Origin of the sequence: Duffyella gerundensis, from assembly GCF_001517405.1 — a bacterium.
Lineage (GTDB): Bacteria > Pseudomonadota > Gammaproteobacteria > Enterobacterales > Enterobacteriaceae > Duffyella > Duffyella gerundensis.
In genome coordinates, this window is sequence record NZ_LN907827.1 from 1828841 (window position 1) to 1854894 (window position 26054).

The following is a 26054-nucleotide window of genomic DNA, read 5'->3' on the forward strand; positions in this document are numbered from 1 at the left end:
GGTTTTTTAAAAGGTAGACGGGCTGAGCAGGTGGGTAAAGACCCGTAAGGCATTGCTCATCGGTGCCACGTCGCGGGTAATTTTGCTCTGTAAGCTGGCACCCAGCCATAGCAGGTAGAGCGTTTCAGCACATGCCTGCGGCGAGGATCCCAGTGTTAATCCGTGCTGCGCCACCGCCTGCTCCAGCGTGGCGGCCAGCGTCGCCATAGCGGCCTGCGAACCCTGGGTCAGCGCATCACGCATGCTTTCTGAGAGATCGCACACCTCAGCGGAAATTTTCACGCTCAGGCAGCCATAAATGTCACCCGACTCGCGAAAGCGCTGCTCAATCTGCTGATAAAACGCCAGAATGCGCTTCTGTGGCGGCGCATCGCCCTGAGCCAGAAAGGCGCTGAACTGCTGATGCGAACGTGCAAAATAGCGTTGCAGCAGCGCCACGCCAAAGGCCTCTTTCGACACAAAATGATGATAAAAAGAGCCTTTCGGCACGCCCGCCTGTTGCAGCAGTTCGTTCAATCCCATACCGGTAAAGCCACGCTGCAGACAGAGCTGTTCGCCGGTGTCCAGCAGGTGTGTACGGGTATCCTGTCGGGTGGTAGTTTTCATGCTTATTACTTTAATAGACCGGTCGGTCTAATGCAAACCGCTGCGGCACAAACTGTTCACTACCGCATAAATTCAACTGCGCAACTTGCGCCGTAGCGGTAACGGGGCTTCAATAGAAATATGCCCATTCAGCAGGAGATCCGGTGGCCGAGCAACTAGAGTTTTTCCCGGTGCCCAGTCCGTGTCGGGGGATTTGCCAGTCAGACGAGCGCGGCTATTGCCGTGGCTGTTTGCGCAGCCGTGATGAGCGCTTCAACTGGATGAAATTCACTGACGCGCAAAAGCGCGAGGTGTGGCGTTTGTGTCGCCAGCGTTTCCTGCGCCTGCACCGTCAGGGCAAACCGCCTGAAATTCCTGATCCAGAGCAACCCTCGCTGTTTTAGCCCGCTTTGTCCTGCCGGGGAATCCGTTATACTCAGACGGAAATTACCCTCAAGGAGAATGTCCGTGCTGCAACGTCACCCGATCGCCCCGCAGGGGCCAGAATTTTCATCGCTTATCATGGGCTACTGGCGCCTGATGGAATGGCAGATGAATGCGCATCAGCTGCTCGGCTTTATTGAACAACATGTTGATCTCGGTATCAGCACCGTCGATCACGCCGATATCTATGGCGATTATCAGTGCGAAGCGGCCTTTGGCGAAGCGCTGAAACTCTCGCCAGCGCTGCGCCAGCGTCTGCAGATCGTCACCAAATGCGGCATCGCCACGCGGGCGAAACCGGAACATCATATCGGCCATTACATTACCGACCGCGATCATATCTGCCGCAGTGCCGAACAGTCATTGCGCCACTTCCACACCGACTATCTGGATTTGCTGCTGATTCATCGCCCCGATCCGTTGATGGATGCAGATGAGGTGGCAGAAGCCTTTGTTGCGCTGCGTGAGAGCGGCAAAGTGCACCATTTTGGCGTCTCTAATTTCACCCCGGCGCAATTTTCTCTGCTGCAATCACGGCTGCCGTTTTCGCTGGTCACTAATCAGCTGGAAATCTCTCCGCTGCAGCAAGCCTCTTTGCTGGATGGCGCGCTGGATCAATGCCAGCAGCTGCGCCTGCGTCCAATGGCCTGGTCCTGCCTGGGAGGCGGCCAGCTGTTTAATGCGGCGGAATACCAGCCGCTACGCGATGAGCTGGCGCGGGTACAGCAGGAGATCGGCGCCGACAATCTTGAGCAGGTGGTGTATGCCTGGATCATGCGGTTGCCTGCGCAACCACTGCCGATTATTGGCAGCGGTAAAATTGATCGCGTGCGGGCAGCCGTGCGATCCACTGAACTTTCTCTTTCACGACAGCAGTGGTTCCGCATTCGTAAAGCGGCGCTCGGCTACGACGTGCCTTAAGGTAAAGTCGTGTGAATTAGCGGCGAGAACGGTAATTAGCGTCCAGACTTAGGCAGAATGCGCCATTAATAAGGATGAACGATGAAAAAAAGTGTGATCGCCGCAATGCTGCTGGCCGTGGGCACCGCTCATGCCGCCAGTGAGAAAGTCGAACTGCACAGCGTTACCGCCAAAGGTGTCGGTGAAGTCATCGGCAGCGTCACCATTGAAGAGACCGATTGGGGCTTGCAGTTTACGCCCAACCTGAGCGGGTTGACGCCGGGCATTCATGGCTTCCATGTTCATGCCAAAGGCAGCTGTGAACCGGCCACGACCGACGGTAAAGTGGTGGCAGCAGGCGCTGCAGGGGGCCATTTGGATCCCACCAACAGCGGCAAGCATCTGGGACCCTATCATGACGGTCATCTGGGCGATCTGCCCGCTATCTTTGTCACCGATGATGGCAAAGCGACCTATCCGGTGCTGGCACCGCGCATCAAAAAACTTGCGGATATTTCTGGCAAAGCGTTGATGGTGCACGTTGGCGGCGATAACCATGCCGATCATCCTAAACCGCTGGGAGGCGGGGGCGAACGCTTCGCCTGTGGCGTGATTAAGTAAAACAGAGGGCTGCCGCGTGCAGCCCTTAATCTTTCATAACCCTTTGCCGCTGTTAAAAACATCCTCACTGACGCTATGATAAACGCGCCATGTTTTTGAAAGGAATAAGGGATGAAAAAAACGATGTGCTGGCTGGCAACGGTGCTGCTACTGGCAGGATGTGAAGGGAAGAGCGATACGCAGCTGGTGATTGACGCTGGCAAACAGCTGCAATACACCATCGATTCCAATCCCGCGCGTGATAAATGCGAGGCGATTGCCAAAGGACGCGAACGGCTCACCTCAGGGGTGATCAAATCGTTGCAGGCGCAGGGCTGCGATGCCGTGCTGCGCAGCGGGACGGAAACCAACTTTACCGATGCCACTGTGTTTCGCCACAGCATGGTGATGGTCTGTGGTGCCATTATTGGGCGCGGCTTTACCGGCAAAACGCTGCACCGCCAGTTTATCTATTCACCCGAAGAGGATGAACTGGTGCTGGAACCTACCTCGCAGGATGACAAAACCCGCTTTGAAGGGAAAAAAACGCTACAGCAGCTGCAGGACGATTTTCAGCGCCAGCACGATCTCTATTGCAAGTAACAGCGGCTCACCGCCGTGTTGCGCCTCATCTTGCGGCGGGCAGGTGCTGCTCGCTGCGCCCCGTAAAAAAGATCGCCTAAAATTTAATATTGCGGGGAATTAACCGGTTTGTGAAGCAACATACAGGCTGTCATTCAGGTTGAGAGGAGAATAGCGCCAACTGGCGCCAGCGAATTCTCAACCAGCCAATTTGTATTTTGGCCGACAAACTCGCAGAATAGACGCGAATCGGGCTTGATTGCTAGCAAGCTAATTATAAGGAGATGAAATTGGATACGCCATTAGGAACGGATTTGGCACGCCTGGTGCGCATCTGGCGGGCACTGATCGATCAGCGTCTGAAGCCGCTGGAGCTGACGCAAACGCATTGGGTGACGCTACACAATATCCATCAGCTGCCGCCAGAACAGTCGCAAATTCAGCTGGCAAAAGCGATCGGTATCGAGCAGCCTTCGCTGGTACGTACGCTGGATCAGCTGGAAGAGAAGGGCTTGATTACTCGCTGCACCTGCGCCAACGATCGGCGCGCCAAGCGCATCAAGCTGACGAAAGAGGCGGAGCCGATTATCAGCGAAGTGGAAAGCGTTATTGACGCCACGCGCGACGACATTCTCTCCGGAATCTCCACGCAGGAGATCACTCAGCTCATCACGTTGATTGCCAAACTGGAAAAAAATATTCTGGATTTGCAGCACAAAGGTGAGTAACAAAAAACCGACGCACAGGCGTCGGTTTTTTTATTATCAACGTGGAGAAACGGTAACTTCGCGTCCGTTTGAGGCTAACAGCACGCGCTGACCTACGCTGTAGCGGCTGGCTGCCTGCTTCTGAACCACCAGCACGGTATTGCCGTCGTCCTTACGAATTTCCAGCTCAACACCGTCTGCTTTGTTCATTGCACCCTGCACGCCCTGACCGGCTACGCCACCCAGAACCGCGCCGCCTGCAGTCGCCAGGCTACGTCCTGCGCCACCACCCACGGTATTGCCCAGGAAACCACCCAGAACCGCACCGCCAATGGCACCAATCACATTGCTTTCATCGCCACCCTGGATTTTAACCGGACGAACTGACACCAGCGTACCGTAGGTGACATTTTGTACCTGTTTCGCCTCGTTAGCGCTGTACACATCGCCCGAAAGCGTATCGGTGTTAGAACAGCCTGCCAGAGTAATGCCGGCAAGCGCCACGGCAACTAAACGCTTAATCATCTGAAGCTCCTTATTTTACTTAATGCTACGCCGCAATTAAGCCACGGATTCGTTATTACTATGGCACAAGTTTGGCAACTGGCCTGGACAACGCATGAAAAAGAAACAGGCCGTAGCATAGACCCGCATCCCTTAACAAAAATTCAATCGCCGCAAAGAAAAAAACGTTTCGTCATAAAAAGGGTGATGGATTCCTAAAAACAGCAATTAATCATAGAATTACCCGGCCTGTTTTGCCAGGCTGGCAGTCAGACTTCTCTTTCCTGCGGGAATAAGGCACACAGATGAAATCAGGACGATATATCGGCGTTATGTCCGGCACCAGCCTCGACGGAGTGGATGTGGTACTGGCGGCTATTGATGAACACCTGGTGGCGCAGCAGGCCAGCTACTGCCACCCGATGCCGCGCGTGCTGCGCCAGCAGATCCTCGATCTCAGTCAGGGACAAACACTGACGCTGTCACAGCTCGGTCAGCTCGATACCCGGCTGGGGCTACTGTTCGCCGAGGCGGTGAGCGTGCTGTTGCAGCGTGAAGGGCTGGAAGCGGGCGACGTGACCGCCATCGGTTGTCACGGCCAAACCGTCTGGCACGAGCCGCTAGGCGATGCACCAAACACTCTGCAAATTGGCGATAATAACCAGATCGTGGCGGCCACCAATATCACCGTGGTGGGCGATTTCCGCCGTCGCGACATGGCGCTGGGCGGCCAGGGTGCGCCGCTGGTGCCCGCTTTTCATCAGGCACTGCTGATGGATGCTAACGAAAGGCGCATGGTGCTCAATATTGGCGGCATCGCTAATCTGTCGCTGCTGATTCCCGGCAAACCGGTGCGCGGCTTCGATACCGGGCCGGGCAATATGCTGCTGGATGCGTGGATTTGGCGTCAGCAGCAGCAGCCGTTCGATAAAAACGGTGAGTTTGCCGCCGCAGGCCAGCCGGTGATGCCGTTGCTGCAACAGATGCTCAGCGATCCCTGGTTTGCCTTACCGGCGCCGAAAAGCACCGGTCGGGAATATTTCAATTACGGCTGGATTGAGAAACAGTTGACGGCCTTTCCGGCACTGTCACCTGCGGATGTGCAGGCGACGCTGGTTGAGCTTACCGCCTTGACCATCGCGCAGCAGGTGCTGCTGAACGGTGGCTGCGATCGCCTGCTGGTGTGCGGCGGCGGCAGCCGTAATCCGCAGCTGATGATGCGGCTGGCTGCCCAGCTGCCCGGCATTGAAGTCGCCGGCACCGACAGCGCAGGCATCAGCGGTGATGACATGGAAGCTCTCGCCTTTGCCTGGCTGGCGTTTCGTACGCTGTCGGGCGAACCGGGCAATCTGCCGTCGGTCACCGGCGCCCGGCACGAAAGCGTGCTCGGCGCTATCTTTCCCGCCAATCCTTTACCGCATTACCGGAGATAAGCATGAAGAAGATCCTTCCTTTGGCGTTGCTGCTCAGCGGCTGTAGCCTGATGCCACCTAAGCCCGCACCGGTGCAGACGTTGCACTATACCTGCGGCACCATGCCGTTGACCGTGACGCTGGACAACGATAAGCAGCAGGTCAGCTTTATTATGGATGGCAAGCCGTTGACCCTGACGCAAACCATCGCCGCATCGGGCACGCGCTACAGCGACGATAACTATGTCTTCTGGTCGAAAGGTGACGGTGCCTTTATTGAGCGCAATAAAAAGGTCGTGGTCAATGATTGCCTGCTGCAGCCACCGCCACAGCGCTAGCGCATTGCAGGAATGTGCGCCGCGGCGCACAATGAAAATTCCTTCTGGTTTTCGGTGAAAATGATAATGGAAACGAATGCCTTACAGCAGATTGCCCATCTGCGCCGTGAATACACCCGCGGCGGATTGCGTCGCAACGATTTGCCAGCCGATCCGCTGGCGCTGTTTGAACACTGGCTGCGTCAGGCCTGTGATGCGCAGCTGCCCGATCCCACCGCCATGAGCGTGGCGACGGTGGATGCGCAGGGCCAGCCTTATCAGCGCATCGTGCTGCTAAAACACTATGATGCGCAGGGCATGATTTTTTACACCAACCTGGGTAGCCGGAAGGCGCAGCAGCTGCAGCACAATCCACGCATCAGCCTGCTGTTTCCGTGGCACATGCTTGAGCGTCAGGTCATGGTTACCGGCGAGGTTGAGCAGCTGTCGGTGCTGGAGGTGATGAAGTACTTCCACAGCCGTCCGCGCGACAGTCAGATCGGCGCCTGGGTATCGAAGCAGTCGAGCCGTATTTCTGCGCGCGGCGTGCTGGAGAGCAAGTTTCTCGAGCTGAAGCAGAAGTTCCAGCAGGGCGAGATTCCGCTGCCCAGCTTCTGGGGCGGTTACCGGGTTAAATTCAACAGCATGGAGTTCTGGCAGGGCGGCGAGCATCGTCTGCATGACCGTTTCTTCTACCAGCGCGAGGGCGATGGCTGGAAAATCGACCGCCTGGCACCCTGATCCCCCCTTTTTTAGCGGTTAAGCGCTGGAAGAGTTGTCGCCAGCGCTTTATGCTATACGCCGTATTTTTTCTCCGCGACTAAGCGGAAAGCCGTGTACCGGTCCAGGTGCAGTCGTTTCAAATGGAGTCTTTAATGACCAGCAGTAACCTGATTACACAATTGCAGGAGCGTGGGCTGATCGCCCAGGTAACGGATGAGGCAGCGTTAGCAGAGCGACTGGCGCAAGGGCCAATTGCACTCTATTGCGGCTTCGATCCGACCGCCGACAGCTTGCATTTGGGCCATCTGGTTCCCTTGCTCTGCCTGAAACGCTTCCAGGACGCCGGTCACAAGCCGGTGGCGCTGGTAGGCGGCGCAACCGGATTGATTGGCGATCCGAGCTTCAAGGCCGCAGAGCGCAAGCTCAACACCGCTGATACGGTTAATGAGTGGGTCGAGAAGATCCGTCAGCAGGTTGCGCCTTTCCTAAGCTTTGACTGCGGCAGCAACAGCGCCATCGCCGCCAATAACTATGACTGGTTCGGCAGCATGAACGTGCTGACCTTTCTGCGCGACATCGGTAAACATTTCTCGGTTAACCAGATGATCAACAAAGAGGCGGTGAAACAGCGCCTGAACCGCGACGATCAGGGCATCTCCTTTACCGAGTTCTCCTACAACCTGCTGCAGGGCTACGATTTTGCCTGCCTGAATGAGCAGCATAACGTGGTGCTGCAAATTGGCGGCTCCGATCAGTGGGGCAACATCACCTCCGGGATCGATCTGACCCGTCGTCTGCACCAGAATCAGGTGTTTGGCCTGACGGTGCCGTTGATCACCAAATCAGACGGCACCAAGTTCGGTAAAACCGAAGGCGGCGCCATCTGGCTCGACGCCAAAAAAACCAGCCCGTACAAGTTCTACCAGTTCTGGATCAATACTGCTGACGCCGACGTTTATCGCTTCCTGAAGTTCTTCACCTTTCTCTCACTGGAAGAGATTACTGCACTGGAAGAAGAGGATAAAAACAGCGGTAAAGCGCCGCGCGCGCAGTATGTGCTGGCTGAACAGGTCACGCGGCTGGTGCATGGCGATGCGGGCCTGCAGGCGGCACAGCGCATCACCGCCAGCCTGTTCTCTGGCGCGCTGAGCGACATGACCGAAGCGGACTTTGAACAGCTGGCGCAGGATGGCATGCCCACTATCATGCTAACCGATGAAGACGATCTGCAACAGGCGCTGGTCAAAGCGGAGCTGGTACCGTCACGCGGCCAGGCGCGCACCATGATCGGTTCCAATGCGGTGAATCTCAACGGCGAAAAGCAGGGTGATGCCGAATATCGCTTCACCGAGGCGGATAAACTGTTTGGTCGCTTTACGCTGCTGCGCCGCGGCAAAAAACATTATTGCCTGGCGTGCTGGAAATAAACTTCTTCAGGGCCGGTTTCCGGCCCTTTTTATGGCAAGAGCAGGTTGAGCAATGAAAAATATCCTCGCAATTCAGTCGCACGTGGTGTTCGGCCACGCCGGTAACAGCGCCGCCGAATTTCCGATGCGCCGCATGGGTGCAAACGTGTGGCCGCTGAATACGGTGCAGTTTTCCAACCATACGCAATATGGTCACTGGACCGGCACCGTAATGCCCGCGACCCATCTCAGCGATATCGTTAAAGGCATTGCGGATATCGATCGCCTGAAAACCTGTGATGCGGTGTTGAGTGGCTATCTGGGATCGGCTGAGCAGGGCGAGCAGATCCTCGCCATCGTGCGCGACGTAAAAGCGGCGAATCCCAACGCCTGGTATTTTTGCGATCCGGTGATGGGTCATCCTGAGAAAGGCTGCATCGTGGCGCCAGGCGTGGCGGAGTTTCATTGCAAACTGGCGCTGCCGGCCAGCGATATCATCGCGCCAAACCTGCTGGAGCTGGAGATGCTCAGCGGCAAAACGGTGAAAGATATCGACGAAGCGGTAGCCGCATCGCGCGAACTGATCGCTCTGGGCCCGCGCATTGTGCTGGTCAAACATCTGGCACGTGCCGGACGTCGCAGCGATCGTTTTGAAATGCTGCTGGTTACCGCCGATGAAGCCTGGCACATCAGCCGCCCGCTGATCGACTTCGGCGTACGTCAGCCGGTGGGGGTCGGCGATCTCACCAGTGGCCTGCTGTTGGTGAACCTGCTGCACGGCAAATCGCTACAGGACGCGCTGGAGCACATCACCGCCGCGGTCTATGAAGTAATGCTGAAAACCCACGCGATGGGCGAATATGAACTGCAGCTGGTGGCGGCACAGGATGCCATCGCCCAGCCGCAGCAACATTTCGCCGCCGAAAAGCTCTGATTTACTGCGGGCGGCGTTCGTCGCCCGTCAATGGTTCAATTCCCTCAGCCTGTAACACCGCCTGCACCGTTGGGCGTGCCTCTACGCGTGCTGCCCATGCCTGCAGGGCGTCGGTCTCCTCACGGGCAATTTTCAGGGCGGTGGCCCAGCGCCAGATGGGATAGAGATAGCAGTCAGCCAGCGTAAAACGGCTGCCCTGCAGCCAGGGCTTATCGCCAAGCTGGTTGCTGATATCAATAAAGCGCTGGTTTAGCTGTAGCTTCAACAGCGATTTATAGGCGTCAGCCGCCTCTTTGCGAAACAGCGGGGCAAAACGCTTGTGGATTTCGCTGCTCAGATAGCTGAGCCACTCCAGCGTCTGGTAACGGGTCAGGCTACCCGCTTCCGCCAGCAGCTGACGGTCGGGCTTCAGATCGGCCAGATACTGCGTAATTGCCGCCACTTCGGTAAGCAGCGTGCCGTCGTCAAACATCAGCGCCGGCACCTGGCCGCGTGGGTTGATCTCCAGCCAGGGTTCGCCGCGTTCGGTTACGCCCGCCGCGGTATCAACCCGTACCAGGGTAAAATCAAAATCGCATTCACGCATCACGATGTGCGGCGCCACAGAACAGGCACCGGGCTTGTAGAACAGCTTCATTTTACACTCCTTGCAGCATGGGTCGGGCGACCACCAGCGGCATCCCGACATCGACTATGGCAAAAAGTGTAGTTGCGGTTGGTTGTTCTGACCGCAATAAATGCGCGAAGGCAGCGGGCAAAAAAAATGCCAGTCATCAGACTGGCATTCATGGCGCGCAACAAAGGGCGATTATTTGGTCGCGGTCTGCGGCGCATCCTCGCGGGTCATACGGTTCAACAGCGGCGCGGTCAACAGCATCAGCGCGGCCATCACGCCGGTTACGATACCGATCTGCTGGAATACTTCGCTGTAAACCTGCAGCGACTGCACCGGATCGTTAACGTTTTCCGGTACCGCCATCAGGTTCGCCACTTTACCGGCAATCATCGCTGCGCCAGCGGTGGTCAGGAACCATGAGCCCATAATAAAGCCCATCAGGCGCTGCGGCACCAGCTGCGCCACCATTGCCAGGCCAAGGCCGGAGATCATCAGCTCGCCGATACTCTGCAGGCCGTAGCTCAGCACCAGCCAGCCAGAGGAGACGATGCCCATGGCGTTGGCCGTTTTGGCACCCAGCGGTAGCACCAGAAAGGCGGCGGAGCAGAGCAGCATACCGATAGCAAACTTGTGCGGCATCGGCAGACGATCGCCCAGCTTGTTATAGACCGCCGCCAGCAGCGGGCTGGCAACCATAATCCAGAACGGGTTGAGCGCCTGAAACTGCTCCGGTACAAAGGTAATGCCGAGAATGCTGTGCTCAACGTTACGAATCGCAAAAAAGTTCAGCGACGTCGGCATCTGCATATAGAGCACGAAGAACACGATCGCTTCCAGCATCAGCAGGAAGGCCACAATCATTTTGCGACGCGCCGCGCCCTGCAGACCGAACGCTTCTTTGGCGAACACCAGCACGATGCCGATAGCGATCACCGCCAGCGTCAGGCGGGCAATATCCTGATGGTGCAGCAGCCAGGTAGCAATCACCACCAGCGCCACGATACCGACCAGCGTAATCAGCAGTTTTTTCACGTTAAGCGGCTTAAAGTCGGGCTTTGAACCGTGATTTTTAACCACTTTGCGGCACAGCAAAAAGTTGATCAGGGTGATCACCAGGCCGACGACCGACAGCGAAAACGCCACGCTCCAGCCGTAACGGTCAGCCAGCCAGGGCGTCAGCATCATCGAAAACAACGAACCGATGTTGATCGACATGTAAAACATGGTGAAGGCGCCATCAATGCGCGGGTCATCTTTTTCATAGCAGGTCGACAACAGTGAAGAGGGGTTAGCTTTGAACAAGCCGCTGCCCACCGCGATGGTTGCCATACCGAAGTAGACCATATTGGTGTCATGGCCAGACCAGGCGATCAGCGAGTAGCCTAGCGCCAGTACAATAATGCCCATCACCATAACGCGCTTGGTGCCGAGCACCTTATCGCCCAGCCAGCCGCCAATCGCAACCATGCCGTAAACCATGGCGCTGAACGACGAGAACAGCGTAATGGAGTCGCCTTCGGACATGCCCAGCTGTTTCACCAGATAGACGGCCATAATGGCCTGCAGGCCATAATAGCCAAAACGTTCCCAGAGCTCGATCGTAAAGATCAGATAAAACGCTTTTGGCTGTTTGAACGCATTGAGGCTTACCGCCTCTTGATCGTGTTTGTTTGCAGTGGACACATCTACCTCTTTTGCTGATCCCGCCTGGAAGCAGGAAATAAGCCAGCGTCATGATGAACCGTCATGCGCTGCATTATTATTGGAAAAACGGCGGTTAATTTCGCTTATTGCGCCGCATCGCGCAAGTTTTTTCCCGAACCTGTTATTTGTCTCATTCACAGCGTTAACGTTTTGTGTTGTCGATATTGCACGGTGTTAAATGCTGCAGCACGTATCATTGGTGGTTTTTTAAGCTTGTGTTAGCGCGGCAATCGGTTGCGCTGCGGGAACGGGCTGAAAAAATCGCCAATCTGCGCGCCGTCGGGCTTTTATCCATGTCTTTCATCAATCAGCGACACAAAAAAACGCACCTTTAGCGGGTGCGTTTTTTTGTCTCATCGGCAGGGGGTTAAATCTCGGTTTTATCAGCGTATTCGCACAGATCTTCGATAATGCAGGCGCCACAACGCGGTTTTCGTGCCACACAGGTATAGCGGCCGTGCAAAATAAACCAGTGATGGCAATCGACTTTAAAAGCGGCTGGCACCACTTTCAGCAGCTTCTCTTCCACCAGATCGACGTTTTTACCCGGGGCAAAACGGGTACGATTGCAGACGCGAAAAATATGCGTATCCACGGCGATGGTTGGCCAGCCAAATGCGGTATTCAGCACGACATTGGCGGTTTTACGCCCAACGCCAGGCAACGCCTCCAGCGCGGCGCGATCTTCCGGCACTACGCTGTTGTGGCGTTCAATCAGCAGGCGGCAGGTCTTGATTACGTTTTCCGCTTTGCTGTTAAACAGGCCAATGGTTTTGATATAGCTTTTCACGCCGTCCACGCCCAGCGCCAGCATCGCTTCCGGCGTATTCGCCACCGGGTAGAGCTTCGCCGTCGCCTTATTGACGCTGACGTCGGTGGCCTGCGCTGACAGCAGTACTGCAATCAGGAGTTCAAAAGGCGAGTTGAACACCAGTTCGGTGGTGGGATGCGGATTGTTGTCCCGCAGCCGGGTCAGAATTTCAATACGTTTTTCTTTGTTCACACCGCTTTACCTGGCTCACCCAGCGATAACGCCTGCTGTTCCGCGGCCCGCAGTGCACGCGCTTTCATTTTCTGATCAATGAGGTATTTTGCCGCCAGCATCATGCCGAGACCGATAAACGCGCCCGGCGGCAGCATCGCCAGCAGCATTGGGGAATCAAAATGGACCACTTCGATGCGCAACGCTTTTGCCCACGGGCCGAGCAGCAGATCGGCGCCGTTGAACAGCGTGCCATTACCGATAATTTCGCGCAGCGAACCGAGCACGGTCATGGCGCAGGTCGCACCCATGCCGATAGCAAACCCATCCAGCGCCGCCAGCGGTACACTGGTTTTTGACGCCACCGCTTCCGCGCGGCCCACTACGATGCAGTTGGTAACGATCAGCGGAATAAAGATGCCCAGCGACTGATAAAGGCCATAAGCGTAAGCGTTAATCAGCATCTGCACGCAGCTCACCACCGAAGCAATGATCATCACATAGATCGGAATACGAATTTCAGACGGCACCCAGCGGCGAGTCAGGGAGATACCGCTGTTGGTGCAGACCAGCACCAGCGTGGTCGCCAGGCCAAGGCCCAGCGCGTTGGTGGCAGTTGAGGTGACGGCCAGCAGCGGACAAAGGCCCAGCAGCTGCACCAGCGCCGAGTTGTTTTTCCACAATCCGCCGACCAGCAGATTTTTAGCTTCACTCATTGGACTCTCCACATTCGGGTAACGACGCCAGACGCGGCGGCAGTGAGGCGATAAACAGCGTAGTACGTTTTGTGGCATTCACCACCGCTCGCGGGGTAATGGTAGCGCCGGTGAACTGATCAAAATCACCGCCATCTTTTTTCACGGCAAAATGGCCATCGGCCGCGCCGTGCACCACTTTACCGGCAAAGCTGTTGATCCAGTCAGAGATACGCAAATCGATTTTGTCACCGAGGCCCGGCGTTTCATGGTGTTCAACCACGCGTACGCCCAGCACCGTGCCGCTGAAATCCGCGCCGACAATCATCTGAATGTTGCCAGAATAGCCATCCGGTGCGGTGGTCTCAAGCGCCACGGCAACCGGCTTGTCATCCTTACGTGCCAGATAGAGCTGATGAGGCGCATTGTTGCCCAGAGCGGGGTCGGTGACAACGTAACATTCCTGCTGAATATTGTTGTTATAGAGCGTTGGCGGCACTACCTGATCGAGCAAAATTTTCTGCTGCACCGCGGTTTGATGTGCGATCACCGGTTTAGTCACGTAATTCACTACCGCGGTCAGGCCGGTGGTAACTGCGGCAAACACCGCCAGCGTCACACCGTTTTTACGTATGGAATCCAGCATGCTCACTCCTTGCGATGCCCGTAAACGCGCGGCTGGGTATAGTAATCAATCAGCGGCACGCAGATATTGGCCAGCAACACCGCAAACGCCACGCCATCTGGGTAGCCGCCGTAACTGCGGATCAACCACACCAGTAGCCCAATCAGCGCGCCATACAGCAAACGGCCTTTATTGGTGGTGGACGCGGTCACCGGATCGGTGGCGATGAAAAAGGCCCCCAGCATGGTGGCACCGGAAAACAGGTGGATCAGCGGCGAAACCAGCGAGCCCGGCGCAATCAACCAGCCAAGGGTGGCGCAGACCGTCAGCGATGCCAGCATGCTTAGCGGGATGTGCCAGCGGATGGTGTTGTTAGCCAGCAGGAACAGACCGCCCAGCAGAAAACCGATATTGATCCACTGCCAGCCCAGCCCGGCAATGACGCCGTGAAAAATCGGCAATGCCAGCAGCTGATCGGCGCTGTGACCGGCGCGCAGGCCAGTTTTAAAGCTGTCCAGCGGCGTCGCCTGACTGACGCCATCAACGCCCATCTGCAACTGCTGCATGGTTTCGCCCGCCAGCGTGTGATGGGTGAAAATCATGCTCAGGGAGTCCAGCAGTCCGGGCTTAATCACCTGCAAGGATTCTGGCGGCAGCCAGCTGGTCATCTGCACCGGGAAGGAGATCAGCAGCACCACGTAGCCAATCATCGCCGGGTTAAACGGGTTTTGCCCCAGCCCGCCATACAGCTGTTTGGCGATCACGATGGCGAACACGGTGCCAATGACAATCAGCCACCACGGCGCCAGCGGCGGCAGGCTGACGCCAAGCAGCAGGGCGGTAAGCAGCGCTGAATTATCGGCCAGATTCAGCGCGATGGGCTTCTTGCGCAGTTTCAGGATCGCCGCTTCGGTACTCCAGGCGGTAATGGCCGCCAGCAGCACCTGTAGCAGGTTACCAGGACCGAAAAAATAATACTGGGCGGCCATGCCCGGAATGGCGGCCAGCAGTACCAGCATCATGATTGAGCTGGTGCTGCGGCGATTGTGCGTATAAGGAGAGCTTGCTATGCGGAACGCCATTTAATCCTCAGATCGATTATGCTGCTGGGCTTTTTTTGCTTTTGCCCGGGCAATCGCTGCCGCAATGGCAGCCTTACGCGGATCCAGCGTTTCTTCTTCATTGTTATCCGCGGCGGCCTGTGCCGCTTTCTTCGCCTTAGCGCGGGCAATCGCCGCATCAATGGCGGCCCTGCGCGGATCGGCAGCTGGCGCGGCTTCAGGCGCATCGGCCTGTGCTTCATTCACTACATCAGCTGCTTGCTGTGGTTCTGCGTCAGATGCAGCGGCTTGCGCCGCTTTCTTCGCTTTGGCGCGGGCGATCGCCGCATCGATGGCGGCCCTGCGCGGATCGGCAGCTGGCGCGGCTTCAGGCGCATCGGCCTGTGCTTCATTCACTACATCAGCTGCTTGCTGCGGTTCTGCGTCAGATGCAGCAGCCTGCGCTGCTTTCTTCGCTTTGGCGCGGGCGATCGCCGCATCGATGGCGGCCCTGCGCGGATCGGCAGCTGGCGCGGCTTCAGGCGCATCGGCCTGTGCTTCATTCACTACATCAGCTGCTTGCTGTGGTTCTGCGTCAGATGCAGCAGCCTGCGCTGCTTTCTTCGCTTTAGCACGGGCGATCGCCGCATCGATGGCGGCCCTGCGCGGATCGGTAGCTGGCGCGGCTTCAGGCGCATCGGCCTGTGCTTCATTCACTACATCAGCTGCTTGCTGTGGTTCGGCGTCAGATGCAGCCGCCTGCGCCGCTTTCTTCGCTTTGGCGCGGGCGATCGCTACTTCTACTGCGGCCTTGCGTGGATCGGCAACTGGCGCGGCTTCAGGCGCATTGGCCTGTGCTTCATTCACTACATCAGCTGCTTGCTGCGGTTCGGCGTCAGATGCAGCCGCCTGCGCCGCTTTCTTCGCTTTAGCGCGGGCGATCGCTGCTTCTACTGCGGCCTTGCGTGGATCGGCGACTGGCGCATCGGCCTGCGGATTTTCTGCGACGTCCGTTGCCTGCCGTGGTTCGGCGTCAGATGCAGCGGCCTGCGCCGCTTTCTTCGCTTTGGCGCGGGCGATCGCTGCTTCTACTGCGGCCTTACGTGGATCGACGGCTGGCGCATCGGCCTGCGGATTTTCTGCGACGTCCGTTGCCTGCTGCGGTTCTGCGTCAGATGCAGCCGCCTGCGCCGCTTTCTTCGCTTTGGTGCGGGCGATCGCTGCCTCTACCGCGGCCTTACGCGGATCGGCAGATTGTTCGGCATCAGCAGAAGCCGCATCAGGCACCGCGTCGCCATCCTGTGCCGCTTTTTTGGCTTTAGCACGAGCAATCGCTGCTTCGACCGCCGCTTTACGCGGATCGACGCCAACTTTTTCAACTCTGGCTGCGCGCGCGGCAGGCGAAGCGTGATTATTCGCCGATTCGCTGGCTACTGCGGCAGAAGCCTGTTTCGCTTTGGCACGGGCAATGGCCGCTTCGACGGCGGCTTTGCGCGGATCAACCGCCTGACGAGTCACCGGCTCGGTTTCCATCTGCTGCTCAGCCTGTTCAACCAGCGCCTGAGCGTGACGTGCTTTCTGTTCGGCCAGCGCCGCCGCATTCAGCGCATCGGTTTCATCAGCCGCGCGGTTTTTGTCATAGACGCGTTCGCGTGCGGCATCAATTTGCGTCTGCTGACTGGCGCTCACCTTGCGCTTCGCCTGTTCATGACGCGCTTCACGCGCCAGCTTCTCGCGCTCAAGACGAGTTTGCCGCGCTTCGAAACGCGCTTTCGCCTCGGCGGTACGCTGTGCTTCCAGATCGATGGCGCGCAGCTCGGCTTTTTCCTGACGATAATATTGCACCAGCGGAATGTTGCTCGGGCAGACATAGGCGCAGGCACCGCATTCAATGCAGTCATCAATATGGTGCGCGCGGGCTTTGTCGTGATCGCCGCCCTGGCTGTACCAGAAGAGCTGCTGCGGCAACAGGTTGGCCGGGCAGGCATCGGCGCAGGCGCTACAGCGAATACAGGATTGCTCTTCCAGCTCTTCGCCCATCTCACTGGCAGAAGGCGCCAGAATGCAGTTGCTGATTTTGACAATCGGCACATCCAGCGCGGGCAGGGTAAAGCCCATCAGCGGACCGCCCATGATCACCATCTGGTTTTTTGCCCGGTTTGAAGCCCACTTCGCGCAGCAGGTGGCTGACCGGCGTGCCGAGGCGGCCCCAGACGTTAGCCGGGCGGGCAATCGCTTCACCGGTCAGGGTGACCACGCGCTCGGTGATCGGTTCGCCGTCGATAATGGCGCGCTTAACCGCCCAGGCGGTGCCGACGTTTTGCATCAGCACGCCGATATCGGTGGAGCGTCCGCCGTGCGGCACCTCTTTACCGGTGAGAATTTTGGTTAGCTGTTTGGCGCCGCCGGACGGATATTTGGTGGGCACCACGCGAATCGCCAGATCGCTCTCTTTACCCAGCGCCTGGCGCAGCGCAGCAATTGCCTGCGGCTTGTTGTCTTCGATGCCAATCAGCACGCGTTCCGCCTGCAGCACCCAGCCGAGAATCCGGCAGCCTTCCAGCACTTCAGCCGCGTAATCCTGCATCAGCCGGTCATCGGCGGTGATATAGGGTTCGCATTCGGCCGCATTGATTATCAGCGTATTGATGCCGCGCAGGCCGCCTTTCAGCTTGGTTGCCGTAGGAAAACCCGCGCCACCCAGACCGGCGACGCCCGCCTGATGAATACGCGTAACCACCTCTTCGCGGGAGAGCTGACGATAATCACTGATCGTCTCGCGCTCAATCCAGCGATCGTCACCGTCCGGCGTAATAAATACGCAGGTTTCAGTTAAGCCAGAAGGGTGCGCGGTCATGTGTGGTGCTATGGCTGTCACGGTGCCGGAAGTCGGCGCGTGTACCGGCAGCATGCGGCCATTGCCAAAGGTCAGCGGCTGGCCGCGCAGCAGGTGGTCACCGGTCTGCACGCAGAGCTCGCCTTCATGACCAATATGCTGTTTCAGCGGGATAATATAGCGATCGGCCAGCGGCAGCTGACGCAGCGGCGTGCCGTTAGACTGGGTTTTCATCTCCGGTGGATGAATGCCGCCGTCGAAATCCCAGATTTTGTCCTTACGGAACAGCGATAACAGATTAAGCATGGCTATCCGCGGGAATGACCCGCACAGGAATCGAATTAAGGTCCCACTTCCAGTTGGCGGTGGTGGTGGCAACCGGGCGCATCTCTATGCAATCGGTGGGGCACGGCGCCACGCAGAGATCGCAGCCGGTGCAAACGTCGCTGAGCACGGTGTGCATGGCGCGTGTGGCACCAACGATAGCGTCAACCGGGCAGGCCTGAATGCATTTGGTGCAGCCAATGCAGTTCTCTTCGTCAATCCAGGCCACGGTACGCACCGGCTCTTTTGCGCTGGCGTCGCCGTCAATCGGCTGTGGCTCGACATTCAGCAGTTCGGCCAGCTTGAGCATGGTTTGCTCGCCGCCGGGCGCGCATTTGTTGATCGCTTCGCCGTTGTTGCCCACCGCGTCGGCGTAAGGGCGACAGCCAGGATAACCGCACTGGCCGCACTGGCTTTGCGGCAGCACCGCGTCAATTTGCTCCACGATCGGATCTTCCTCGACCTTGAAACGACGCGATGCGTAGCCGAGCAGGCCGCCAAAAATCAGGCTCAGCGCGCTAATTGAAATGATTGCTATCCAGATTGCCGACATCAGAATTTCACCAAACCTGAGAAGCCCATAAAGGCCAGCGCCATCAGCCCGGCGGTAATCAGGGCGATAGAGGAACCTTTAAAGGGAGCCGGCACGTTGGCCAGCACCAGACGTTCGCGCATGCCAGCAAACAGCACCATCACCAGCGAGAAGCCCAGCGAGGCGCTGAAACCATACAGCGCGGCCTGCAGAAACGAGTGGTTGTAATTCACGCTCAGTAGCGGCACCGCCAGCACGGCGCAGTTGGTGGTGATCAGCGGCAGAAAAATGCCCAGCAGGCGATAGAGCGCCGGGCTGGTTTTACGCACCACCATTTCCGTGAACTGCACCACCACGGCGATCACCAGGATATAGGCCAGGGTGCGCAGATAGATTAAATCGAGCGGAATCAACAACAGGTGATTCACCAGCCACGAACAGATCGAAGCCAGTGTGATAACAAATGTGGTGGCGAGACCCATGCCAATGGCCGTCTCCAGTTTTTTGGAAACGCCCATAAACGGACAAAGGCCGAGAAACTTCACTAACACGAAGTTATTCACCAGCACCGTGCCGATAAAAAGCAGTAAGTATTCGGTCATTTTTTCGCCCGGGAGTCGGAAAGCGGCCTATTATCAGGCAACAGAAATGTGATCACAACCATAGTTCAGTGGGAAAAAGAGGCGATCGCACTCACGATTAAATTTCCACGCAAAACAGCGCCATTACGGCGCGGTGAAGGTGTTTTTTACCCGTTGTGAGCGCTTGAAATAGGGCACCAGCACGGCGGCGGCCAGCAGAGAAATCAGCAATGTCCGAACCGCCGCGCCATCCGCTACCGGCGAAAAGGCAAAGGTCTTCAGCGCCAGCAGCACGGTCAGCAGCAGCCAGATAATGTAATGGCGCGGCAACCGGCGCGATCGCTGACAAAAAATCCACGTTACCCACGCGCTGTACACCCACACGATGGCCGATGTTGCCAGCGACAGCGCCCATTGCAGCGTGAACTGATGGCTGCTGAACAGGGTGTGACGGACTTCCGCCGTGCTGATCACACTCAGATACATCGCCATCACCAGCGCACTGGTAAGCAGCGTCATGATCAGCCAGGCGAGCGGCAGCAATAGCCAGCCGCCGATGCGTGGCTGAGCAGCAGTTACGGTCATAAAACGGCTCCTGAAACAAGCAGATGCGTTCCGGTGCAACCGCGCAGCGGAAGGCGCACAGCGATAAAACGAGATGGCACGATTATATCACGTAACGCCAGACAGATTTGGGTACGCAGCCTAAATCGAACAGCCGTCCGCCCGACACCAGCTCGGCGCGCCGGTGGTCGGCAGCGCGATACATATTGATGATGTCCTGGTCGTCGGTGAGGGAATAATTGAGGTGGTCGTAAAGTTTTTCCAGACTTTCTGCGTTATTAATTTTACGAAACTTCAACAGGTAATCTTGCGCGGTCATGAGGGCCATTTATACAGAGAGGAGAAGGGGCTGAGTATAAAGCGCGTCTTCGGCCAGGCCAAATTTTCCCGCGCCAAAAAGGCTGTTTTTCAGATAATAACTCAGCAAACGTCAGCGAATTGCCTGATTACGACGGTTATCTTCTCGCCTGAAAGCGCCGCTGACTGCACCCGTGCGCCGTGTCTCCCCGTCTGACGGACTGTGCGAGCTATCACAAATATGGAAATTCCCTGATCATTCAGCGTGATGGCAGGAAGTTACGTAAAGCTGTAATCGTTTCCAAAATCAAAGCGGATAAGCACTTCTGTTTATTACAAATATTTAACGTGCCAGAACGGCAAAAAAAGCCGATTTATCCATATTCACCTGATGAAAAACGGGCGATGAAGCGCGCTAAGCTCTTTAAAGCGATAGGATTTGTGAAGCACGTCCATTTTGCCCGAGCACAATTAGTCCAGGCTGTAGGGGCTTTGTACCTGAACAACACACTCCCCGCAGAGGAAAATAATTATGTGGAAGCGTTTACTCTTAACCACGCTCATCAGTGCGGCTTTTTCCGCGTCAGCGCTGGCAGCAGATTTTACCGTTGGCTTTTCTCAGGTTGGTTCCGAATCGGGCTGGCGTGCCGCTGAAACCAGCGTAGCGAAAAGCGAGGCTAAAAAGCGCGGTATTACGCTGAAAATTGCCGATGGCCAGCAGAAACAGGAGAACCAAATCAAGGCGGTGCGCTCTTTTATTGCGCAGGGCGTTGATGCCATTTTCATTGCGCCAGTAGTGCAAACCGGCTGGGAGCCGGTGCTGGAAGAAGCCAAAGATGCGAAGATTCCGGTATTCCTGCTCGATCGCGCCATCGTGGTGAAAGATAAATCGCTCTACATGGCGGTGGTCACCGCTGATAACGTCAAGGAAGGGCGCCTGATTGGTGACTGGCTGGTGAAAACCGTCGGCGACAAACAGTGTAACGTGGTGGAGCTGCAGGGCACGGTAGGCGCCAGCGTGGCGATCGATCGTAAGAAAGGCTTTGCCGAGGCGATTGCCAACGCCAAAAATATCAAGGTCATCCGCTCTCAGTCTGGCGACTTTACCCGCAGCAAAGGCAAAGAGGTGATGGAGAGCTTTATCAAGGCTGAGAACAACGGCAAAAATATCTGCATGGTTTACGCGCATAACGATGATATGGCGATCGGCGCCATTCAGGCGATCAAAGAAGCTGGCCTGAAACCGGGCAAAGATATCCTCACCGGTTCGATTGATGGCGTGCCGGACATCTACAAAGCGATGCTGGCCGGTGAAGCCAACGCCAACGTTGAACTGACGCCAAACATGGCCGGTCCGGCGTTCGATGCGCTGGAGAAATTCCGCAAAGATGGCACCATGCCGCCAAAAATCATTCAGACCGAATCAAAACTCTATCTGCCCGCCGATGCGCAGGCACAGTTAGACACCAAAAAAGGCATGGGTTACTGATCCTCGCGCCGCCCGCATCCGGGCGGCCATTACTTTCGCGTTAAGGTGAGTCATGAGCAGAGCAGACGAATCACTGCTAACCATGCAGGGCATCAGTAAATTCTTTCCCGGCGTTCGCGCCCTCGATAATGTCTCATTCAGCCTGCAGCGCGGAGAAATCATGGCGCTGCTGGGCGAAAACGGTGCCGGTAAATCGACCCTGATCAAAGTGCTGACCGGCGTTTACAGCCGCGATGCTGGTGAAATCAGCCTGAACGGCGTGGCGATTAACCCGCAGAGCACCGCGCAGGCGCAGGCGTTTGGCATCGGCACTGTTTATCAGGAAGTTAACCTGCTGCCCAATATGTCGGTGGCGGATAATCTGTTTATTGGCCGCGAACCGCGCCGTCTGGGCATGATCGATCGTAAGCGTATGGTGCGTGATGCGCAGAAGCTGCTGCACGATTATGGCTTTGAGCTGGACGTCACGCGCCCGCTTGGCCACTACTCGGTGGCAATGCAGCAGATCATCGCCATCTGCCGCGCGGTGGATCTCTCTGCGCAGGTGTTGATCCTGGATGAACCCACCGCCAGCCTCGATGCCAGCGAAGTGGACATGCTGTTTACGCTGATGAATCAGCTGAAAGCCAAAGGCATGAGCCTGATCTTCGTCACCCACTTTCTCGATCAGGTTTACCGCGTCTGCGATCGTATTACCGTGCTGCGTAACGGCCAGTTTATCGCCACTCGCGAGACGCAGAGCCTGCCGCGGCTGGAGCTGATCAAGCTGATGCTGGGGCGCGAACTGTTAGAAACTGCCTTGCAGCGCGCCGGCAGCACCCTGCGTAGCGATCGGCCAGTGGTGGAATTTACCGACTACGGCAAAAAGGGCACCATCGCGCCCTTTAATTTGCAGGTGCGTCCTGGCGAAGCGGTGGGCCTGGCGGGCCTGCTTGGCTCCGGCCGTACCGAAACCGCTGAGCTGTTGTTTGGCATCAAACCGGCCGACAGCGGCACGGCGAAAATTCGTGGCAAGGTCCAGCGCATTCGGACTCCGGCACAGGCCTCAAAGCTCGGCATGGGTTTCTGTCCGGAAGATCGCAAAACCGATGGCATCATTGGCAGCGCCTCGGTGCGGGAAAATATCATCCTTGCCCTGCAGGCGCAGCGCGGCTGGTTAAAGCCGATCGGCAAGCGTGAGCAGCAGGAGATTGCCGATCGCTTTATTAAAAGTCTCGGCATCCGCACGCCCAATGCGGAACAACCGATTGGCCTGCTGTCAGGCGGCAACCAGCAAAAGGTGCTGTTGTCGCGCTGGCTGGTCACCAAACCGCAGTTTCTGATCCTCGACGAACCGACGCGTGGCATTGACGTCGGCGCCCACGCCGAAATCATTCGTCTGATTGAATCACTCTGCGCAGATGGCCTGGCGTTGCTGGTGATCTCCTCTGAACTGGAGGAGCTGGTGGGCTATGCCGATCGGGTAATTATTCTGCGCGATCGCGAGCAGGTCGCTGAAATTCCGTTAGAGAAGCTCTCGGTAGCGGCGATCGTCAACGCTATTGCCGATGGGGGTGCACATGCTTGATTCGCCAACAACTACAGGGAAACCGCCGATGCAAAAGCGCAGGCTACCGCCCGGCATGCCGCAGATTGCGGCGCTGATTCTGGTGCTGCTGGTTGACAGCCTGGTGGCAAACAACTTTTTCGCCATTCATCTGCAGGATGGTCGGCTGTTCGGCAGCCCGATCGACATTCTCAACCGCGCGGCGCCGGTGGCGATTCTGGCTATCGGCATGACGCTGGTGATCGCGACTGGCGGCATCGATCTGTCGGTGGGCGCGGTGATGGCGATTGCCGGTGCCACCGCGGCCACCATGACCGTCGCGGGCTATCCGCTGCTGGCGATTGTGCTGACCACGCTGGCCGCGGGCGTGCTCTGCGGGCTGTGGAACGGCGTGCTGGTGGCGCTGCTGAAAATTCAGCCGTTTGTCGCCACGCTGATTTTGATGGTGGCGGGGCGCGGCATTGCGCAGCTGATTACCCAGGGACAAATTGTGACCTTCGACAGCGATGCGCTGGGCTTTATCGGCAGCGGATCGCTGGCGCTGATTCCGGTGCCGGTGTGGATCACGCTGCTGCTGGCGCTGGTGGTGTGGGTGCTGACGCGAAAAACCGCGCTGGGGCTGTTTATTGAAGCGGTCGGTATCAACCTGCGTGCCGCGCGCAACGCTGGCGTTAACGGCTGGCTGGTGGTGATGTCGACCTACGTGATCAGCGGCCTGTGCGCCGCGGTGGCGGGTTTGATCGTCGCAGCGGATATACGCGGAGCCGATGCCAATAACGCCGGATTGTGGCTGGAGCTGGATGCGATCCTGGCGGTGGTCATTGGCGGTGCGTCGCTGCTCGGCGGGCGCTTTAGCCTGGCGCTTTCGCTGATCGGCGCGCTGATTATTCAGGCAATGAACACCGGGATTCTGCTGTCGGGTTTTCCGCCAGAGCTGAATCAGGTGGTTAAAGCGGTGGTGGTGATGTGTGTGCTGCTGCTGCAATCCCCGCGCGTGATTGCGCTGTTTAAACGAGGAGATCGTCATGGTTAAACGTCATCTGCCGCTGATGATCACCTTACTGGTGTTCGTGGCGGGCTACCTGTTTTGTCTGAGCCAGTTTCCGGGCTTCGCTTCTACCCGGGTGATCTGCAACATTCTCACCGACAACGCCTTTTTAGGCATTATCGCCGTGGGTATGACCTTTGTGATCCTCTCGGGCGGTATCGATCTGTCGGTGGGCGCGGTGATCGCCTTTACCGGCGTCTTTCTTGCCCGGGTTATCGGCGATTTTCATCTGTCGCCGTGGCTCGCCTTTACGATCATCCTGCTGGGCGGTGCGCTGTTTGGCGCCATGATGGGCTGGCTGATCGATGCGCTGAAAATCCCGGCGTTTATCATCACCCTGGCGGGCATGTTTTTTCTGCGCGGCTGCAGCTACCTGATCTCTGAAAGCTCGATTCCAATCGACCATCCGCTCTACAGCACGCTCTCCAGCATGGCGTGGAAAATACCCGGCGGCGGACGGCTCAGCCTGCTGGCGCTTATCATGCTGGCGGTGGTGGCGGTGGGCATTCTGGTGGCACACCGTACCCGCTTCGGCAACCAGGTTTATGCCGTCGGCGGCAGTAACGTCTCCGCGCAGCTCATGGGCATCTCCACCCGCGCCACCACGGTGCGTATTTATATGCTGTCCACCACGCTGGCCACGCTGGCGGGCATTGTGTTCTCGATCTATACCTCGGCAGGTTATGCGCTGGCCGGATTAGGCGTCGAGCTGGACGCGATCGCCTCGGTGGTGATCGGCGGCACGCTGCTCTCCGGCGGTGTTGGCACCGTGCTCGGCACGCTGTTCGGCGTGTTAATTCAGGGCTTGATTCAGACCTGGATTAACTTCGACGGCACGCTCAGCTCGTGGTGGACCAAAATCGCTATCGGCGTGCTGCTGTTTGTGTTTATCGCGCTGCAGCGGTTACTTACGGTGATGTGGGATCGGCAGCAGAATGCACCCGTCAGGAGGGTGTTGTAGAGGGCCAGGTCAAGGACCGTTTCGTTCTGCCTGAAGGCAGCCCGAGCAGGGCCGGCAGTCGCCCCGGCCCTGCACCCGCGCTATCCGGCAAACACAACCGCCCGCTGCGCGGGTCCCTTCGTCGTTTCACATTTCTTCACGGACCGCTCGCGATTCGCTCCCCGCTCAACGCTCCCTTGTCCCGCCATCCATAGCGGGACATCCTAAAATGTTCACCTCCTCAGCAGTTGTGATGCCTCCTCAAGGTCAACCCCCAAGTCAAAACCCAAAAGACTAAGACAAGAATTTAAATTAAAACCCAAAACCCAAAACCCAAAAACTGAAAACTGAAAACTGAAAACTGAAAACTGAAAACTGAAAACTGAAAACTGATAACTGATAATTGATAACTGATAACTGATAACTAAAAACTAAAAACTAAAAACTAAAAACTAAAAACTAAAAACTAAAAACTAAAAACTAAAAACTGAAAACTGAAAACTGATAACTGATAACTGAAAACTGAAAACTGAAAACTGAAAATAAGATTAAGGACAAATCCAAGGCCTGCTACAAAACCTAAAGCCTGGTTTTAAAATTTGAATCAGAAGTGCCGAATTCCATGGCGAATGTAAAGCCCGATAAATCATCCTGTGCATTAAAACGGGTTCTTTATCTGGAACGCAGGCTCTTAATCTTACACATGCATGTCATGGGATTAATCATCTGATTTTAATGATTTATTATTGCTTTTTGACTGCTTTTGACTGCTTTTGACTGCTTTTGACTGCTTTTGGCTGGTTTTTGACTGGCTTTTGATTTGGACTTTGACCTGGGTTTTGACCTTGAGGAGGCATCACCACCGCCGAGGGAAAAGCGTTTTCCAGGATGAGCCGCAAGGATGCGGCGAAAAGGCGCGTTGAGCTGGGAGCGAATCGCGGCTGGTCCGTCAGGAAAAGGGTTTTACTGAGGGAACCCGCCTGTGGCGGGCGGTTGTGTTTGCCGGATAGCCGGGGTGCAGGGGCGGGGCGACTGCCGCCCTGCTCGGCCGCCTGAAAGGCGGAAGAAATCGCTTTTGACCTAAGTGCCTTTGACCTAAGTGCCTTTGACCTAAGCGCCTT

Annotated in this window: 26 protein-coding genes and 1 pseudogene; 14 read left to right on the forward strand and 13 right to left on the reverse strand. The window is 56.9% G+C overall.

What is annotated here, in order from left to right:
- Positions 1–6 precede the first annotated feature (6 nt).
- Positions 7–606, reverse strand: coding sequence for a TetR/AcrR family transcriptional regulator (locus EM595_RS08490; protein ID WP_067430341.1), 600 nt, complete (start codon positions 604–606; stop codon positions 7–9).
- A 143-nt stretch (positions 607–749) separates the two neighbouring features.
- On the opposite strand from EM595_RS08490, the gene EM595_RS08495 reads away from it, so the two are divergent.
- The 5 genes from EM595_RS08495 (at position 750) to slyA (ending at position 3839) form a co-directional block, all read left to right on the forward strand.
- Entirely contained in the window at positions 750–989 is a 240-nt protein-coding gene (locus tag EM595_RS08495) for a DUF1289 domain-containing protein (protein ID WP_067430344.1), read from the forward strand.
- 58 nt (positions 990–1047) lie between these two features.
- Positions 1048–1950 carry an aldo/keto reductase gene (locus EM595_RS08500; RefSeq protein WP_222938988.1) on the forward strand — a complete coding sequence of 301 codons (903 nt, stop codon included), beginning with the start codon at positions 1048–1050 and terminating at the stop codon, positions 1948–1950.
- 81 nt (positions 1951–2031) lie between these two features.
- Positions 2032–2550, forward strand: a complete 519-nt coding sequence (gene sodC, locus EM595_RS08505) for a superoxide dismutase family protein (RefSeq protein ID WP_067430347.1) — start codon at positions 2032–2034, stop codon at positions 2548–2550.
- A gap of 111 nt (positions 2551–2661) precedes the next feature.
- A complete protein-coding gene (locus EM595_RS08510; protein WP_067430350.1) occupies positions 2662–3132 on the forward strand; it encodes a hypothetical protein in 471 nt (156 codons plus the stop codon).
- A gap of 263 nt (positions 3133–3395) precedes the next feature.
- A complete protein-coding gene (gene slyA / locus EM595_RS08515) occupies positions 3396–3839 on the forward strand; it encodes a transcriptional regulator SlyA (RefSeq protein ID WP_162265765.1) in 444 nt (147 codons plus the stop codon).
- A gap of 36 nt (positions 3840–3875) precedes the next feature.
- Here the strand turns inward: slyA and EM595_RS08520 are convergent, their stop codons facing one another.
- Positions 3876–4343: an outer membrane lipoprotein gene (locus tag EM595_RS08520; RefSeq protein WP_067430353.1), complete on the reverse strand. Its 468-nt coding sequence runs from the start codon at positions 4341–4343 to the stop codon at positions 3876–3878.
- Positions 4344–4627: 284 nt separating this feature from the next.
- Between EM595_RS08520 and anmK the strand changes: the two genes are divergently transcribed.
- The 5 genes from anmK (at position 4628) to pdxY (ending at position 9114) form a co-directional block, all read left to right on the forward strand.
- Entirely contained in the window at positions 4628–5755 is a 1128-nt protein-coding gene (gene anmK, locus EM595_RS08525) for an anhydro-N-acetylmuramic acid kinase (protein ID WP_067430356.1), read from the forward strand.
- A gap of 2 nt (positions 5756–5757) precedes the next feature.
- Entirely contained in the window at positions 5758–6072 is a 315-nt protein-coding gene (locus tag EM595_RS08530) for an MliC family protein (RefSeq protein ID WP_067430359.1), read from the forward strand.
- Between the two features lie 66 nt (positions 6073–6138).
- Positions 6139–6792 carry a pyridoxamine 5'-phosphate oxidase gene (pdxH, locus tag EM595_RS08535; RefSeq protein WP_419190149.1) on the forward strand — a complete coding sequence of 218 codons (654 nt, stop codon included), beginning with the start codon at positions 6139–6141 and terminating at the stop codon, positions 6790–6792.
- A gap of 134 nt (positions 6793–6926) precedes the next feature.
- Entirely contained in the window at positions 6927–8201 is a 1275-nt protein-coding gene (tyrS, locus tag EM595_RS08540) for a tyrosine--tRNA ligase (RefSeq protein ID WP_067430362.1), read from the forward strand.
- Between the two features lie 52 nt (positions 8202–8253).
- On the forward strand, positions 8254–9114 hold the full coding sequence (gene pdxY, locus EM595_RS08545) for a pyridoxal kinase PdxY (protein WP_067430365.1): 861 nt from the start codon (positions 8254–8256) through the stop codon (positions 9112–9114).
- A 1-nt stretch (position 9115) separates the two neighbouring features.
- Here the strand turns inward: pdxY and gstA are convergent, their stop codons facing one another.
- The 11 genes and pseudogenes from gstA to ydgT all read right to left on the reverse strand — a co-directional run bounded on the left by gstA (position 9116) and on the right by ydgT (position 19932).
- Positions 9116–9751: a glutathione transferase GstA gene (gstA, locus tag EM595_RS08550; RefSeq protein ID WP_067430368.1), complete on the reverse strand. Its 636-nt coding sequence runs from the start codon at positions 9749–9751 to the stop codon at positions 9116–9118.
- Positions 9752–9922: 171 nt separating this feature from the next.
- Positions 9923–11413, reverse strand: coding sequence for a dipeptide/tripeptide permease DtpA (gene dtpA / locus EM595_RS08555; RefSeq protein WP_067430371.1), 1491 nt, complete (start codon positions 11411–11413; stop codon positions 9923–9925).
- Between the two features lie 388 nt (positions 11414–11801).
- Entirely contained in the window at positions 11802–12437 is a 636-nt protein-coding gene (nth, locus tag EM595_RS08560) for an endonuclease III (protein WP_067430376.1), read from the reverse strand.
- Positions 12434–13132, reverse strand: coding sequence for an electron transport complex subunit E (locus EM595_RS08565; RefSeq protein ID WP_067430379.1), 699 nt, complete (start codon positions 13130–13132; stop codon positions 12434–12436). The genes nth and EM595_RS08565 overlap by 4 nt, the downstream gene beginning before the upstream one ends.
- The gene (gene rsxG, locus EM595_RS08570; protein ID WP_067430381.1) at positions 13125–13757 is read right to left on the reverse strand and encodes an electron transport complex subunit RsxG; all 633 of its coding nucleotides are present in this window, start codon (positions 13755–13757) and stop codon (positions 13125–13127) included. The genes EM595_RS08565 and rsxG overlap by 8 nt, the downstream gene beginning before the upstream one ends.
- Before the next feature lie 2 nt (positions 13758–13759).
- Positions 13760–14818, reverse strand: coding sequence for an electron transport complex subunit RsxD (rsxD, locus tag EM595_RS08575; RefSeq protein ID WP_067430384.1), 1059 nt, complete (start codon positions 14816–14818; stop codon positions 13760–13762).
- Positions 14819–17918, reverse strand: a pseudogene (gene rsxC, locus EM595_RS08580) (electron transport complex subunit RsxC).
- A complete protein-coding gene (gene rsxB, locus EM595_RS08585; protein ID WP_067430387.1) occupies positions 17911–18489 on the reverse strand; it encodes an electron transport complex subunit RsxB in 579 nt (192 codons plus the stop codon). The pseudogene rsxC and the gene rsxB overlap by 8 nt, the downstream one beginning before the upstream one ends.
- Complete coding sequence (gene rsxA / locus EM595_RS08590) at positions 18489–19070, reverse strand: electron transport complex subunit RsxA (RefSeq protein WP_067430391.1); 582 nt, start codon at positions 19068–19070, stop codon at positions 18489–18491. Before rsxA ends, rsxB begins: the two co-directional genes overlap by 1 nt.
- 123 nt (positions 19071–19193) lie before the next feature.
- Positions 19194–19634, reverse strand: a complete 441-nt coding sequence (locus EM595_RS08595; RefSeq protein WP_067430394.1) for a DUF2569 domain-containing protein — start codon at positions 19632–19634, stop codon at positions 19194–19196.
- 82 nt (positions 19635–19716) lie between these two features.
- Complete coding sequence (ydgT, locus tag EM595_RS20635) at positions 19717–19932, reverse strand: transcription modulator YdgT (protein ID WP_071852502.1); 216 nt, start codon at positions 19930–19932, stop codon at positions 19717–19719.
- 510 nt (positions 19933–20442) lie between these two features.
- Between ydgT and ytfQ the strand changes: the two genes are divergently transcribed.
- From ytfQ to yjfF, 4 genes are read left to right on the forward strand one after another with little or no spacing between them, the layout of a single operon-like run.
- Positions 20443–21399 carry a galactofuranose ABC transporter, galactofuranose-binding protein YtfQ gene (ytfQ, locus tag EM595_RS08605; RefSeq protein ID WP_067430400.1) on the forward strand — a complete coding sequence of 319 codons (957 nt, stop codon included), beginning with the start codon at positions 20443–20445 and terminating at the stop codon, positions 21397–21399.
- A 52-nt stretch (positions 21400–21451) separates the two neighbouring features.
- The gene (gene ytfR, locus EM595_RS08610) at positions 21452–22966 is read left to right on the forward strand and encodes a galactofuranose ABC transporter, ATP-binding protein YtfR (protein WP_067430402.1); all 1515 of its coding nucleotides are present in this window, start codon (positions 21452–21454) and stop codon (positions 22964–22966) included.
- Positions 22959–23978 carry a galactofuranose ABC transporter, ATP-binding protein YtfT gene (gene ytfT / locus EM595_RS08615; RefSeq protein ID WP_067430405.1) on the forward strand — a complete coding sequence of 340 codons (1020 nt, stop codon included), beginning with the start codon at positions 22959–22961 and terminating at the stop codon, positions 23976–23978. The genes ytfR and ytfT overlap by 8 nt, the downstream gene beginning before the upstream one ends.
- Positions 23971–24954, forward strand: coding sequence for a galactofuranose ABC transporter, permease protein YjfF (gene yjfF / locus EM595_RS08620; protein WP_067430408.1), 984 nt, complete (start codon positions 23971–23973; stop codon positions 24952–24954). Before ytfT ends, yjfF begins: the two co-directional genes overlap by 8 nt.
- Positions 24955–26054 lie beyond the last annotated feature (1100 nt).